The organism is Kribbella sp. NPDC058693 (assembly GCF_042715335.1).
Classification (GTDB): Bacteria; Actinomycetota; Actinomycetes; order Propionibacteriales; family Kribbellaceae; genus Kribbella; species Kribbella jiaozuonensis.
This window is the reverse complement of the sequence record NZ_JBHXSQ010000003.1, coordinates 1,299,335-1,313,123: the sequence shown is the minus strand read 5'-3', so window position 1 is coordinate 1,313,123 and position 13,789 is coordinate 1,299,335. Positions and strand designations below refer to the sequence as shown.

Genomic DNA, 13,789 nt, shown 5'->3' with positions numbered 1-13,789 from the left:
GCCGGCTGTCGTCAGTTGTAGTAGCGGCGGGCGCTGGAGCCGATGCGGGTTACGTCGGTGCCGTAGATGTGGATGGAGATTGCTGTGGTGTCGGAGGTGTTGTTGACTCGGTGGATGTCGCCGGGTGGGGCGAAGCCGCTGACGTCGCCGACGTGGTTGTCGCTCTGGCCGACCAGGTTGAGGTCGGCGTCGTAGAGGTCCTCGTGTTCGACGCCCTGGATCACTCCGAAGACGCACCAGGTGACGTGGTCGTGGATCCGGGTCAGCTGGCCGGGGCGCCAGACCAGGGCGATGATCGAGAACGAACCGTCCGGCTCGACGTGCAACGTGTGACTCTGGTACCGGTCCGCCGATCCGAGGCGCTGCTCGGCCGTCAGTACGTCGGGAGTCGGCAGGTGGCGGCGTAGCTCCTCGGCCACGAACTGAGCGGTGCCGTGCCAGTCGGCGTGCTGACCGATTGCGGTACGAACGCCCGCGGCGAGGTCTGTCAGTGTGCTGGTGGAGGTCGTTGTCGTCGTCATGTCTTGAGCGTGCGCCCCCTCAACCCATAGCGTCTAATGCCAAGATCCGTTCTCACCCATAGATGGGTTTGATACATGCTCGATGTCACGAAGTTGCGCGTCATCGACGCCGTCGCCCGCCTTGGATCGGTCACCGCCGCCGCCCGCGAACTGCACTACTCGCAGCCGTCCGTCACGCACCACCTGTCCCGGCTGGAGGCCGAGACCGGCGCCCAGCTGCTGCAGCGCGCCGGCCGCGGCATCCGGCTGACCGAAACCGGCCGGATGCTCGCCGCCCGGGCCGCGGAGATCATCGGCCGGATCGACGCGGCCGACGCCGAGCTCGCCGCCCACGTCGGCCTGCGGGTGGGACGGGTTCGTCTCGCCGGATTCTCGTCGGCGATCGGATCGCTCGTACCGGCGGCCGTCGAGGCGCTGGCCGGCAAGCACCCCGGGCTCCAGGTGAGCCTGACCGATATGCATCCGCCCGAAGCGCTCGAGCTCCTGCGCACCGGCACCATCGATGTCGCGATCGTCTTCCGGTACGACGAGACCGAGCCGGAGCCCGCCGGCGTACGGCTGCACCATCTGCTGGACGACCCGGTGTACCTGCTCTCGAAGGACCGGCCGGTCACGCTCGCCGAGTTGAGCGACGCGACCTGGATCGCCGGCTGTGATCGTTGCCGCAGTCATCTGATTTCTCTGTGCGCGGTGGAGGGCTACGAACCGCGGGTCGGGTACACGTCCGACGACATGGTGGTGATGCAGGCCCTGGTCAGGTCCGGTCTCGGGGTGACGACCATCCCCGGTCTGGCTCTACGCAGCCACCGGATCGACGGCATCTTCGCGACCGAGATCCCCGACTCGCGCCGGCACGTGTACGCCGCGACGTACGGCGAGCCACCCGACCCACCCGCGATCGCGGCCCTGCTCGCGGCGCTCGAGGAGGCCGCCGCGGCATGACCTCATCCGTTGAGGAGGCTGACGAGCTCCCCCTTGTCCGGAAGGTTCTCCGGGCGGACGATGTCGCCCGTGCGGACGTAGTAAAAGGCCGCTGAGATTTGCGAGAGCGGGATATTCATCAGCTCTGACCAGGCGACTCGGTAGATAGCCAGCTGAAGTGGGTCGGCGGTCTCGGAGCGATGCGTTTTCCAGTCGATAACGTCATACCCGCGCGAGCCGTCCTCGCGGACCACCTGGTACACGGCGTCGATCCGGCCGCGGATGACACGGCCGTCGAGCGCGAGGGCGAACGGCGCCTCGATCTCGTACGGCGTGGTCTCGCCGAACGGCCCATCGCGGAACGCATCCATCAGATCGGTCAGATCCGTGTCGTCGACGATGTCCTCGTCCGCCGCACCAGGGAGATCGTCCGGATCGAGCAGCAACTGCTGGCCGAAGTAGCTCTCCACCCAAGCATGGAAGCGGGTGCCGAAACGCGCCGCCCGGTTGGGTTTGCGAGGCATCGGGCGCGCCAGCTCGGCGGCCAGACCGTCCGGGTCCTTCGCCAGCCGCATCACCTGCGTCGCCGACAACGCCGCAGGCAGGGTCACGTCGTACGCCTTCCGGCTCCGGCTTTCCCTTGCCTCGGACAACAATCGCTCGAGCTCCGAGTCCCAGCGCGCGACCGTCGCCTGCTCGTCCAGCAGCAGCGACTCCTCGGCCTCGACCGACGGACCCTCCGCCCGCGACAGCTGCACCAGCGCCGCCGCGTCGAGCCGCCGCTGGTACGACTCCAGGTCGTACGCGGTCGGCCACGGCGCCTGCGTCTGCTCCGCCAGCTCCGGGTTCTCCGCGGTCAGCTCCGGCTGCTCCGCCCACGCGATCACGCGCTCACCGGCGTGCTTCTTCAGCGTCGACAGGTACGACGACGGGCCGCGCGGGCGCTTCTGCGTCGGACCCCACCAGTGCCCGGTCGCGACCAACAGGTCCTTCGCGCGGGTGAAAGCGACGTACCCGAGCCGCCGTTCCTCCAGCGCGTTCATGTCCTTGCACTCGTCCGCGAACGCCTTCAGCCCTGCGTTCGACAGGTCGTGGATATCCGGCAGCGTGTCCGCGTCACCGCGCAGCGGCCACGGCAGCACCTTCGCGTTCGTCGTCCACTTGTCCCGGCCGCGATCCGACGGGAACACCTTCGAAACCAGCGTCGGCACGAACACGACCGGCCACTCCAGCCCCTTCGACCGGTGCGTCGTCAGCAGCTTCACCGAGTCCGCCTCACTCGGTACGGCGAGGTCGAGGCCGGCGGCGTACTCCTCCTCGGCGGCCAGATACGCCAGCAGGCCGTCCAGCGAGCCGTCCGACTCGGTCGACACGAAGTTGCCGACGGCATCCAAAAAGGCAGCGAGGTGGTCGCGGCGACCGGCGTCGACGTGGTCGGGTGTCGCGGTCAACTCGACGTCTAGGCCGATCGTGCTGATCACTCGCCGGACCAGATCGAGCAGCGGCTCACTGGCATGCGCACGCAGTTCGCGGAGCTCAGAGGACAGCTCTTTGAAGCGGACCAAAGCTTCCGGCGCGTACTCCGCCCGTCCCGGATCGTCGACCGCTTCCGCGAGCGAGATGACCTCGGTCGAATCCATCCCGGCAACAGCAGCGTCCAGCGCCGCAACCAGGTCGTCAGCGGCCGGTCGTTCGCCCGCATCCGCTAGGGCACGGGCCCGGTTGGCGAGCAGCGCCAGGTCGCGGTGGCCGATCCGGTAGCGCGGCCCGGTGAGGATGCGGAGCATGGCGGCGTTCGCGGTGAGGTCGTTGACGGCTTGCAGCGTCGCGACGACGTCGACGACCTCGGGCAGCGCCAGGAGTCCGCCGAGACCGACGACCTCGACCGGCACCTTCCGGGCGATCAGCGCTTCGTGGACCGCGCTGAGGTCGACGTTCGTCCGCATCAGGATGCCGATGTCCTTCCAGCGGCGGTTCCTGGTCTGGTGCGCAGCGACGATCGCGTCGGCGACCCACTCGATCTCCTGCGAACGCGTCTCGAACAGCCCGACGGTGATCGCACCCTCCGGAGCGTCCGGCGGGGCCTCGAGCGGGATGACACCGGGATGCTGCTCGTAGAGCTCGGCGGCGTGCTGGTTGGCGGCCGCGAGGATGCGACTGCCACAGCGACGGTTGATGCTCAACACATACCGCTGGGCCGGTGAGCCGTCGGCCTGCGGGAAGTGCTCAGGGAACTCGTCGAGGTTCGCAACCGACGCCCCGCGCCACCCATAGATCGCCTGGCACGGATCGCCGACCGCGGTGACGGGATGACCCCGGCCATCGCCCGCGGCAAACAAAGCCGTCAACATCCGGCGCTGCGAGACAGAGGTGTCCTGATACTCGTCGAGCAGCACCACCTTGTACCGCGCCCGCTCGACCGCCGCGACCTCCGGACACTCCTCCGCCAGCCGCGCACCCAGCGCCATCTGATCGGCGAAGTCGACCACACCACGCTCAGCCTTGTAAGCCTGGTACTCCTCGACCAACTGCAGGATCTCGCCACGCTTCAACGAGGTCTCAGCGAGCTTGCGGACCTCCACCGTCTGCTTGCGAGCAGCCGCAACCTCTTGCCGTACGGCGTCGTCGTGGTCGCGGATGTCGTCCGCCCGGAGCAGATGATCCACCAGCTCACCATCGAGCGCCAGCAGGCTGTTCACAAGAGTGGGCACGTGATGCGACGCAAACCGGATCGGCCCCGCGGACCGCCGTACGACCCGACCAGCGAGCTGGAAACGCGTCGCATCGGCAAGCACTCGCGAGTCCGGTTCGAGGCCGAGTCGCAGCCCGTGCTCCGCGATCAACGTGCCGGCGAACGCGTGGTACGTCGAGACAACCGGCTCGCCCGGCTCTTCGGGCTCCCAGTTGGGGATGTTGCTGCGCAGGTGCGCCGCCAGCAGCGGGTGGACGTCCTTCGGCAAGGTCGATCCGAGTACGCCGGCCTTCGTCAGGTCGTCCCGGATCCGTACGTCGAGCTCGTTGGCAGCCTTCTTCGTGAACGTCAGCCCGAGCACTTCCTCCGGCTTGACCTGCCCCGTGCAGATCAGCCACACCACGCGAGCAGCCATCGCCGTCGTCTTACCGGAGCCGGCTCCCGCGACAATCACGCCGGGCGCGAGCGGGGCTGTGATCGCGGCCAGCTGCTGGTCGGAGAACGGGATGCCGAGGAGGTCGCACAGGTCTGCAGTGGTCCGGAGTTGAGCGGCGGCCATCAGACGATCTCCCGGCCTTCTGGCTGGATCGGGCAGAGGGCTCGGGCTTCGCAGCGGTTGCAGCCGTCGTTGCGTTGGGCGGTGAACTGCTCGGTGCGGATCATCGACTCGGCGTCGTCGACGGCTTCGTCGAGCCACGTGCGGCCGTCGTCGTCAGCTTCCAGCGGGCCTTGGTGCTGCACCTTCGGGAAGCCGCCGTTGTCGTCGTGCCGCAACTGGACCAGCTCGGCGCCACCGGCGACCGCGTCCTCGCCGAGCTTCTTCATCTGGCGCGAGTTGATCGCCCGCTGGTAGATCGCCAGCTGGACATGCCGTTCCAGCGCCGGCTTGGTCGGGATCGTCCGACCGGTCTTGAGGTCGACCACCCGGACAGTCCCTTCCGGATCCTTCTCGACCCGGTCCATCCGCCCCTTCACCCGCACGGCAGGCTTCTCCGCGTCCGGCAGCAGTACGTCGAACTCCACCTCGGTCCCCACCAGCGTCCGGTCCGGCCGTCCCTGGTGCCACGCGACGAACCGGCGCAGCGCCTGCTCGGCCTCGCCCCGCTCCCGGTCCGAGATCCACGCGGACTCGAACTCGAGCTGCGTCCACACCTTGTCCAGCCATCCGTTCAGCTCGTCGACCGACGGCGGCAGCGTCCCGGTCGCGACCGCATCGGCCAACGCATGCAGCACCGACCCGAACCCGAGCGCCGACGTACTCGGCGTCTCCCCACCGGCCCGTCGCGTCAGGAACCAGCGCAGCGGACAGTCCACGATCGTCGTCAACGCACTCCCGGACAGCGGCACCGGCAGCGAAGGATCCGCGATCGGCAGCACCGACTGCGTCCGCTCCCGCACACCCCACCACCGCGAGGGATCCGCCGTCGGCACCAATGCATACTCGCGGTCGTCGACAGCATCCGCCAGCTGAGCCAACCGGTCCGCCGCCACCCGCTTCAACGCAGGTGACGACGAAGGATCCGCGAGCACACAACGCAGATCAGCAACCAGACCAGGCAACGACAGCGGCCGCCGCGGTCGGCCGGCGACCAGTTTCAAAGGAATGTCGAGCTCGGCAAGGAATCGGGATGGCTGGTCGCCGTCGGCCTCGGGTGCCTGCACCGCCGTCACGATCAACCGCTCCCGCGCCCGGGTGATCGCGACGTAGAACAACCGTCTCTCCTCGGCCAGCAACGCACCGGCCGACAACGGATCGATCAGCCCGTCCGTCCCCAACCGGTCCGGCTCCAGCAACGACCCACGTCGCCGCAGGTCAGGCCACTGCCCCTCCTGCACCGAAGCCACCACGACCAGCCGCCACTGCAGACCCTTCGACCGGTGCGCGGTCATCAGCTGTACGCCGGCCTCGCGGTACGTCCCGTCGAACCGGTTGTCCCCCGCGATGTCCAGCGACTCCAACTCCGACAGGAACGCCGACACGCCCTTGAACCCGACCTGCTCCTCCGCCCGGCTCGCGGCGTCGAACAACGCGCACAGCGAATCCAGATCCCGGTTGGCCGTGCGGGCGATCTCGCCACCCGAACCGGCCTGCCCGCGCAACCGCCGCAACCATGGCGACTCGGACCACAGCGACCACATCACCTCGTCCGGCGCAGCGCCCGCGGTCACGATGTTCCTTGCCTTCAGCAACCGCTCGCCCAGCGCCGCGAACCGCGCCTCGGCCGGTGACGCCTCCTCGTCGAGCAGCAACGGATTCATCAACGCTTCCCGCAGCAACTCGTCCGACGAGCGCGGCAACCGCTGACCGCCCGCAGCATCGCGATCACGCCGGCGCAGCACCCGCGCCAGCCGCCGCAACTGCCCCGCGTCCATCGCCCCCAACGGCGACAACGCCAACGCCCGCACGATCTCAACGGTCAGCGTCTCGGGATCAGCCACCGCCCGCAACGCAAGCAGCATCGGTCGTACGGCGGGCTCACGCGACAGCGGCAACTCGTCACCCGCGACGTCCACCGGAATCCCGGCCGCGGACAGCGCACGTCGCAGCGGCGGGATCGATCGGCTGCCGGACCGCACCAGCACAGCCATCTCGTGCCACCCGATGCCGTCCTGCACATGCGCCCGCCGCAGCAGGTCCGCGATGTGCTCGAGCTCGGCGCCGCTCGTCGAGTAGAGGTTCGCCTCGACCTTGCCCGGGCCGAACACGCACGCCGACGCATCCGGGTTGCGGAACCGTTCGAACGTCTCCCGGTCGAGTGATCCCGGTACGCCGAGCCGGTTGACGACGTTGCGCGATACGCGCTGCAGCGTCGTACCGAAGCGTCGCGTCGTACCCAACGCGATCTGGGCCGCCTCGGAGCCGTCCCGATTCGGGAACTCGTCGGCGAACCGCAGCAGGCCACGGACGTCGGCTCCGCGGAACGTGTAGATCGACTGGTCCGGATCGCCGACGACGACAAGGTCCCGGCCGTCGCCCGCGATCGCCTGCAACAGCTTGGTCTGACCGGGATCGGTGTCCTGATACTCGTCGACGAAGACGGCCTTGAACTCGGCTCGCAACTTGGCCTGCACCGACGGCTGCTGCGCGAGGATCACCGCGCGATGGATGAGCTCGGAGTAGTCCAGCACCTGCTCGGCGTCGAGGACCTGCAGGTACTCCTCGAAGAAGTCGCCGACCGCGACCCACTCGGCCCGCTCCGCCGACCGGCCGATCGCGGACAGGTCCTCGGGATCGAGGCCCAGCTGCCGCGCCTTGCCGATCACCGCCTGCACCTCGTCGGTGAACCCGCGCGTCTTCAACGCCGGATGCAGACTGCCGGGCCAGTGCACCGCACCGACCTCGCGACTGCCCGACAACGCCTCGCTCAACCGCAACGACTGCTCCGGCCCGGACGGCAGCCGCAGCGGCACGTCGAACGCGTCGGCCGGCGTGAACCGTCGGAGCAACGCGTAGCAGAAGGAATGGAAAGTCATGGATGGCATCACCCGGGTCGTCCGCCCGAGCCGGCTCGTGATGCGATCCCGGAGCTCGGTCGCCGCCTTCCGCCCGAAGGTCAGCACGAGCACCTCGTCCGGACTCAGTCCGCGATTGCGCACCCGGTCGACGACCGCCTCGACCAACGTCGTCGTCTTCCCGGTCCCGGGGCCCGCCAGCACCAGCAACGGTCCGCCGGGATGATCCACCACCGCCTGCTGATCAGCATCCAGGACCGGCGCCGCCGCGCTTCGTCCCTCGGCCCGGACCAACCGATACCGGGACCCCTGTCTGCTGACCATCGCACCATCCCAACAGACCCCACCGACAATCTGCGACGAGCCACCCCGGACCCCGCCCGGATAGCCGGAAACCGGACAAGGCAACGTAGCCGAGCCATAACTTTCCGCACCCGGATCGCATCGAGTACCTCGGAAGCAACACCAACGATGAGGAGCACCGAATGAGGACGATGCGACGCACGGCCGCCCTCCTGGGGGCGGCTGTTCTGCTGGCGGGTCTCGGGACCGCCACTGCCTCCGCGGCGACCACGGCGAATCCGAAGATCCAGTCGATCTGTTCACTGGACCTCGGTTCGATCACCGCGCAGGGCAACTATGTCGACCAGGTACTGTCCGCCGCGAGCCCGCCGGTCGCGAGCGAACGCCGGGTCGGTCCGCAGGTCGCCGAGCCGGGCGAGACGCGGGCGAGCGCGACCTGGGAGTTCAAGCCGGAACCCGAGGGCGGCAGCTCGGACAGCGGTTATGCGTTGTACGGCGACACCCTCTACAGCACGGTGATCAACAACGTGCCGGACGGACCGTGGTGGGGCCGTGGGGTCGCGATGTTCGACATGAACGCGTACACCTCGATCGCGCGGGCGGCGTACCCGAAGGGCGCCTCGCCGACGCGGCAGTACTTCTACGCGATGCGCAACGACGGCACCCTGGTGCGGTGGAAGCGTGACGCCGAAGGGTTCCACCCGCTCGGTACGTTCGCCGGGTTCTCGGCCGTGAAGACGATGACGCTGATCAGCACCACGTCGACGTACGACACATTCCTGGCCACCACCAAGGCCGGCGCGCTGTACACGATCCACATCCCGACCACGTCGCCGTTGTCGCCGGTCGTGAAGGTCGTCCGGTCCTCGACCTGGCAGGGCTTCGAGGCGATCGTCGCGGAGAAGTGCGGGACGCAGTCCACGCTGCTCGCCGCGATCGACACCGACAGCGGTTCGGCGTACCTGTATGCCGTTGGTCACGCCAACGGTACGGCCACCGTCATCCAGAGCCTGGGCAAGGTCCCGGGCACCTTCAACGACCCGATCTACTTCCTGCGCACCTCGCAGGCAGGCACGCCGCTGAACGGCGAGTAAAGGGTCAGCCCTGTGGATCCCAACGGGCGTCGCGGAGGTTCACGCGCCCGTTGGTGATCCGCACCCCGTCCGACCGCAGCCGGTGCAGCTGCTCGTCGCCGACCTCGTCCGCCGGTACGCCGGACGCGCGGATCACCCGCCACCACGGCACGCTCGCGCCGTACTCGCGCATGATCGCGCCGACCTGCCGCGGCCCGCCCTGTCCGACATACTCCGCGATGTCGCCGTACGTCGCGACGCTGCCCTCCGGGATCGACTCCACCGCCCGCAGCACGGCCTCGACGTATTCCTCCCTGTCCACGGGATCAATCTAGGCGAGAGGCGCGAGCGCCTTCGCGAGCGGCTCCAGGACGGACGGCGGCGCGTCCAGCGGCAGGTTCATGATCACCAGATCGACGCCGGCCTCGCCGTACGCCGCTGCCTCGGCGACCGCCTTGTCGAGCGGGCTGTCCGGGTCGACACGGACGTTGACCGAGCAGGTGATCTCGTTGACGTCGCGGCCGACCTCCTCGCAGCGCTGGACCAGGACGTCCTTGAGGGGCTTCCACTCCTCCGGGTTCGGGACGATCACGTTCCATTGCTGCGCCCAGCGGGCGACCGCGCGCAGCGTCCGCTTCGGGCCCTTGCCGCCGATCGTGATCGGCGGGTGCGGGGTCTGCACCGGCTTCGGGTTGCAGTACGCCTCGGTGAGCTTGATGTACTTGCCGTCGAAGTTCGCGACCTTCTCGGTGAGCAGCGCGATCATCGCCTGCGTGCCCTCGTCGAAGCGGTCGAAGCGCTCCTTCAACGGGTACAGGTCGATGCCGTACGCCGCGGTCTCCATCTCGTTCCAGCCGGCGCCGATGCCGAGCTCGAGCCGGCCGTTGCTGATGATGTCGGTGGTCGCCGCCATGTTCGCGAGGACGGCCGGGTGCCGGTAGATCATCCCGGTCACCTGGCAGCCGAGCCGGATCCGCGACGTCGCCTGCGCCAGCGCGGCGAGCGTCGTCCAGGCCTCCAGGTTCGGGCCCTGCATGTCACCGCTGAGCGGGTAGAAGTGATCCCAGTGCCAGGCGGACTCGAAGATCTCGAACTGGTCCGCCGCGACCCACACGTCCCGCATCTGCTGCCAGGTGGTGTGTTCCGGCCTGGTCTTGATCGCGAACCGCATCCCGCGCCTCCCTAAGGGGGAACCGTTTCCCGGGACGTGACACTACCAACTAGCCGACGCACAGGCCGGTGATCGGACGGCTCTGTTGGAGGACCGTCACCACGGTGAAGACCTCGGACACGATCGCGGCGACCGCGGTCCAGAACAGGATCAGCACGATCGTCTCCCGGCTCCGCCCGAACCAGCGCAGCAGCAGGTACAGCGCGACCGCCCCCACGGCCACGCCGGTGAAGCTGAGCACGAACGCACTCGTCGGCAGCGGCAGCGTGCCGTCGCAGGCAGCATGCCGACGACGGGACAACTCGGTCTCGGCATTGGCGCTGGTCAGCGACAACAGCACACCGGCAACGATCAGCCCGAACACCACCCCCTGGTGCCGGCGCTCCGGACGAGCCCCCTCCCCCATTGCAAGGCTCTTAGTCGAGACCGAGGCGCGCGCGGACCTCGGGGCGCCGCAACGGTGGGACGGTCTGCGGCGGGGTCCGGCGGGCCGGCATCTCCTCCAGCAGCTGTTCGGTGATCTTCGCGACCTCGGTGGCCGCGCGCTCGATCGGGCCGCGCGTGGTCGCACTGAGCGAGCCGACGCCGGTCACCTTCCGCACGTACTGCAGCGCCGCCGCGTAGATCTCCTCAGAGGTCGCGGACGGCTCGAGTCCCCGGAGCACGGTGATGTTTCTGCACATGTCACGACAGTACGTGGCCGGTGGGACAAGAGGCTCGAAATCTACAAGGTATTGACTTCCCTAACGGTCTTAGGTTTTCCTCATGATATGAGCACCACCGTGCCGGACCGCCGTACCCGCCGTCGTCAGGAGACCATCGGGGAGATCCTCGACGTCGCGATCGAACTGATGGAGGTCGAGGGCGTTGCGGCACTGAGCCTGTCCGCGGTCGCGCGCCGGCTCGGCATGCAGCCGCCGTCGCTGTACCAGTACTTCCCGTCGAAGATGGCGATCTACGACGCACTGTTCCAGCGCGGGTCCGAGCTGTTCCTGGCCGCGCAGCAGGAGGCCGTCGCGGCCGCGACCACCGACGACGTCGTGGAGTTGCATCTGATCGGCACGACGGCGTTCGCCCGGTGGAGCATGCAGAACCCGGTCTACTCGCAGCTGATGTTCTGGCGCACCGTGCCCGGGTTCGAGCCGAGCCCAGAGGCGTTCGCGCCGGCCAAGGAGGTGCTGGCCGAGCTGCAGCGGCACCTCCAGGCGGGAGTCGACGCGGGCCGGTTGCATCCGGACGCGGCGAGCGAGCAGGGGGTCGCACTGTTCACCTTGGTGACGTCCGGGGTGCTCTCGCAGCAGATGGCGAACGAGCCCGACGCGACCTTCGAAGAGGGACGGTTCACGCGGCTGCTGCCCGTCGTACTCGAGATGTTCTACCAGCACTACGCACCGACCAGGGGGAAGAAATGACTGCAGTACTAGCTGAACAGATCGGGCGTGCTGATCGCCCGCGGTGCCGGGTCCATCGGGAGGCCGAGCTCCAGGCGTGGCACGAGTTGCTCGCGTCGATCGAGGGGGACGAGTGGCACCGCCGTACCGTCTGCGACGAGTGGGATGTCGCGGACATCGCGGGCCATCTGATCGGGCAGGCCGAGGACGTGGTCCGGCCGCTGTCGTTCCCGCGCCGGTTCCGCAAGGGGAAGCGGGTGTACCCCGGCATCCCGCGGTTCGACGCGCACATGATGGTGCAGGCCGACGAGCACCGCGGTACGCCGCCGGCCGAACTGCGGTCGCAGTTCGACGAGGTGTGGGCGAAGGCGAGCCACCGGATCTCCCGCAATCCCGAGCTGATGCGGCGGATGACGATGCAGGTGGATGACGTACCGCGGATGTCGCTGGGCTATGTGCGGGACATCCTGCTGGCGCGGGACCTGTGGATGCACCGCGACGACGTGTGCCAGGCGCTGGGACGGTCGTTCGACGCCGGTCCGTACGCCGGGGAGCTGATCGCGCAGGTGATCTACGACCTCGAGGCCGCGGGACCGTTCTGGGGTGAGCGGCCGGCCGTCGTACTCGAGCTGACCGGGCCGGGAGGTGGGACCTATCAACTCGGGAGGGGTGAGCCGGTAGGTCGCGCCGCGGTGGACGCCGTCGCCTACATGCGGACGCTGTCCGGACGCGACGACGCCCCAGCGGTTACGGGTGACCCCGCAGCCGCTGAGGCGGTCGCGTCCTGCCGGATGCCGTTTTAGTAAGACGGTTGGCTTGGGTCGATCTGATCGACCCAGGCCACCACGCCGCCGCCGACGTGGACGGCGTCGGAGAAGCCTGCGCCCTTGGCGATTGCCAGGACCTCGGCCGAGCGGACGCCGGACTTGCAGTGGAAGACCAACTGCTTGTCCTGCGGCAGCTTCTCGAGCGCGACGCCGGTTTGGAAGTCGGCCTTCGGGATCAGCACCGAGCCCGGGATCCGGTTGATCTCGTACTCGTTCGGCTCGCGGACGTCGATCAGCACGAAGTCCTTCTCGCCGTTGTCCTTGAGCTTGATCCACTCGCTCAGCTGCTTCACCGAGATCGTCGAACCGACGGCGGCGTCGGCCGCCTCCTCGGTGATCGCGCCGCAGAAGTTCTCGTAGTCGATCAGCTCGGTGACGGTCGGGTTCTCACCGCAGATCGCGCAGTTCGGGTCCTTGCGGACCTTCAGCGAACGCCAGTTGAGGTCGAGCGCCTCGTAGATGTTCAGCCGGCCGAGCGACGGGTCGCCGATACCGGTGAGCAGCTTGATCGCCTCGGTCACCTGGGCCGCGCCGACGGACGCGCAGAGCACGCCGAGTACGCCGCCTTCGGCGCAGGACGGGACCATGCCGGGTGGCGGCGGCTCCGGGTACAGGCAGCGGTAGCACGGGCCGTGCTCGGCCCAGAACACGCTGACCTGGCCGTCGAAGCGGAAGATCGAGCCCCAGACGTACGGCTTGCCGAGCAGCACCGCGGCGTCGTTCACCAGGTACCGGGTGGCGAAGTTGTCGGTGCCGTCGACGATCAGGTCGTACTGCTCGAAGATCTCGAACACGTTGTCGTTGTCCAGCCGGGTCTCGTGCAGGACGACGTTCGTGTACGGGTTGGCCTCGAGGATGGATTCCTTGGCCGACTGGGCCTTGGACTTGCCCACGTCGGACTGGCCGTGGATGATCTGGCGCTGCAGGTTCGACTCGTCGACGGTGTCGAACTCGACGATGCCGAGCGTGCCGACACCGGCCGCGGCCAGGTACAGCAGCGCGGGGCTGCCGAGGCCGCCGGCGCCGATGACCAGCACCTTGGCGTTCTTCAGCCGCTTCTGCCCGGCCATCCCGACCTCGGGGATGATCAGGTGCCGCGAGTAGCGTCGCACCTCGTCGATCGTGAGCTCATCGGCCGGTTCGACCAGCGGTGGCAATGACGACACGTTGTCGGCTCCTCAAGAAGACGTCGGACGGGATCTGAAGGTTTTCAACCATCTCTCCCACCCCCATGTTCCCGCACCTGCCAAGCCACCCCTGCCGGAGTCCACATCCCGGGAGAGTCGTCTCAGAAACGAGACGTGGCGGGCGCCCCCCCGGGGGCCGGCACCTCGGGGTAAAAATTGGGTGTCGAAGTGAGTCGCAGTGTTCGGGATCGTGGCCATCAGGGCGGGGCCGGCGAGGTCCAGTATTTCCGCGCATAAAGTTTAAGCCGCA

The 13,789-nt window shown here is 68.3% G+C and carries 12 protein-coding genes; 4 read left to right on the top strand and 8 right to left on the bottom strand.

Going from position 1 to position 13,789, the window contains the following annotated elements; genetic code table 11:
- Positions 1–11: 11 nt before the first annotated feature.
- Positions 12–521 (bottom strand): hypothetical protein, encoded by a 510-nt coding sequence (locus ACFWUU_RS24535; RefSeq protein ID WP_380178531.1) that lies wholly within the window; start codon positions 519–521, stop codon positions 12–14.
- A 75-nt stretch (positions 522–596) separates the two neighbouring features.
- Here ACFWUU_RS24535 and ACFWUU_RS24530 point away from each other — a divergent pair, with 75 nt between their 5' ends.
- Complete coding sequence (locus ACFWUU_RS24530; protein WP_380178529.1) at positions 597–1,463, top strand: LysR family transcriptional regulator; 867 nt, start codon at positions 597–599, stop codon at positions 1,461–1,463.
- Between the two features lie 2 nt (positions 1,464–1,465).
- Here ACFWUU_RS24530 and ACFWUU_RS24525 read toward each other — a convergent pair whose 3' ends face one another.
- Positions 1,466–4,693: a UvrD-helicase domain-containing protein gene (locus ACFWUU_RS24525; RefSeq protein WP_380178527.1), complete on the bottom strand. Its 3,228-nt coding sequence runs from the start codon at positions 4,691–4,693 to the stop codon at positions 1,466–1,468.
- The gene (locus ACFWUU_RS24520; RefSeq protein ID WP_380178525.1) at positions 4,693–7,911 is read right to left on the bottom strand and encodes an ATP-dependent helicase; all 3,219 of its coding nucleotides are present in this window, start codon (positions 7,909–7,911) and stop codon (positions 4,693–4,695) included. The genes ACFWUU_RS24525 and ACFWUU_RS24520 overlap by 1 nt, the downstream gene beginning before the upstream one ends.
- A 161-nt stretch (positions 7,912–8,072) precedes the next feature.
- Here ACFWUU_RS24520 and ACFWUU_RS24515 point away from each other — a divergent pair, with 161 nt between their 5' ends.
- Positions 8,073–8,984 (top strand): hypothetical protein, encoded by a 912-nt coding sequence (locus ACFWUU_RS24515; RefSeq protein WP_380178523.1) that lies wholly within the window; start codon positions 8,073–8,075, stop codon positions 8,982–8,984.
- A gap of 4 nt (positions 8,985–8,988) precedes the next feature.
- Here the strand turns inward: ACFWUU_RS24515 and ACFWUU_RS24510 are convergent, their stop codons facing one another.
- Genes ACFWUU_RS24510 through ACFWUU_RS24495 form a run of 4 tightly spaced genes read right to left on the bottom strand, consistent with a single transcriptional unit; the run spans position 8,989 to position 10,817 of the window.
- Positions 8,989–9,285, bottom strand: coding sequence for an MGMT family protein (locus tag ACFWUU_RS24510; protein WP_137258206.1), 297 nt, complete (start codon positions 9,283–9,285; stop codon positions 8,989–8,991).
- Between the two features lie 9 nt (positions 9,286–9,294).
- Entirely contained in the window at positions 9,295–10,134 is an 840-nt protein-coding gene (locus ACFWUU_RS24505) for a TIGR03560 family F420-dependent LLM class oxidoreductase (RefSeq protein WP_380178521.1), read from the bottom strand.
- A 49-nt stretch (positions 10,135–10,183) separates the two neighbouring features.
- On the bottom strand, positions 10,184–10,540 hold the full coding sequence (locus ACFWUU_RS24500; RefSeq protein WP_380178519.1) for a hypothetical protein: 357 nt from the start codon (positions 10,538–10,540) through the stop codon (positions 10,184–10,186).
- A 10-nt stretch (positions 10,541–10,550) separates the two neighbouring features.
- The gene (locus ACFWUU_RS24495; RefSeq protein ID WP_137258209.1) at positions 10,551–10,817 is read right to left on the bottom strand and encodes a DUF2277 domain-containing protein; all 267 of its coding nucleotides are present in this window, start codon (positions 10,815–10,817) and stop codon (positions 10,551–10,553) included.
- 87 nt (positions 10,818–10,904) lie between these two features.
- Here ACFWUU_RS24495 and ACFWUU_RS24490 point away from each other — a divergent pair, with 87 nt between their 5' ends.
- A complete protein-coding gene (locus tag ACFWUU_RS24490; RefSeq protein ID WP_380178517.1) occupies positions 10,905–11,546 on the top strand; it encodes a TetR/AcrR family transcriptional regulator in 642 nt (213 codons plus the stop codon).
- The gene (locus tag ACFWUU_RS24485) at positions 11,543–12,328 is read left to right on the top strand and encodes a maleylpyruvate isomerase family mycothiol-dependent enzyme (protein ID WP_380178515.1); all 786 of its coding nucleotides are present in this window, start codon (positions 11,543–11,545) and stop codon (positions 12,326–12,328) included. The genes ACFWUU_RS24490 and ACFWUU_RS24485 overlap by 4 nt, the downstream gene beginning before the upstream one ends.
- Here ACFWUU_RS24485 and moeZ read toward each other — a convergent pair.
- The gene (gene moeZ / locus ACFWUU_RS24480) at positions 12,325–13,518 is read right to left on the bottom strand and encodes an adenylyltransferase/sulfurtransferase MoeZ (RefSeq protein ID WP_137258212.1); all 1,194 of its coding nucleotides are present in this window, start codon (positions 13,516–13,518) and stop codon (positions 12,325–12,327) included. The two genes, ACFWUU_RS24485 and moeZ, sit on opposite strands and share 4 nt — an antisense overlap.
- Between the last annotated feature and the right edge of the window lie 271 nt (positions 13,519–13,789).

Coding starts and splice junctions, on each gene's coding strand:
- ACFWUU_RS24490 (WP_380178517.1), top strand. CDS start 10,905: ATGAGCACCACCGTGCCGGACCGCCGTACCCGCCGTCGTCAGGAGACC.
- ACFWUU_RS24500 (WP_380178519.1), bottom strand. CDS start 10,540: ATGGGGGAGGGGGCTCGTCCGGAGCGCCGGCACCAGGGGGTGGTGTTC.
- ACFWUU_RS24485 (WP_380178515.1), top strand. CDS start 11,543: ATGACTGCAGTACTAGCTGAACAGATCGGGCGTGCTGATCGCCCGCGG.
- ACFWUU_RS24515 (WP_380178523.1), top strand. CDS start 8,073: ATGAGGACGATGCGACGCACGGCCGCCCTCCTGGGGGCGGCTGTTCTG.
- ACFWUU_RS24530 (WP_380178529.1), top strand. CDS start 597: ATGCTCGATGTCACGAAGTTGCGCGTCATCGACGCCGTCGCCCGCCTT.
- ACFWUU_RS24535 (WP_380178531.1), bottom strand. CDS start 521: ATGACGACGACAACGACCTCCACCAGCACACTGACAGACCTCGCCGCG.
- ACFWUU_RS24525 (WP_380178527.1), bottom strand. CDS start 4,693: ATGGCCGCCGCTCAACTCCGGACCACTGCAGACCTGTGCGACCTCCTC.
- ACFWUU_RS24505 (WP_380178521.1), bottom strand. CDS start 10,134: ATGCGGTTCGCGATCAAGACCAGGCCGGAACACACCACCTGGCAGCAG.
- ACFWUU_RS24495 (WP_137258209.1), bottom strand. CDS start 10,817: ATGTGCAGAAACATCACCGTGCTCCGGGGACTCGAGCCGTCCGCGACC.
- ACFWUU_RS24520 (WP_380178525.1), bottom strand. CDS start 7,911: ATGGTCAGCAGACAGGGGTCCCGGTATCGGTTGGTCCGGGCCGAGGGA.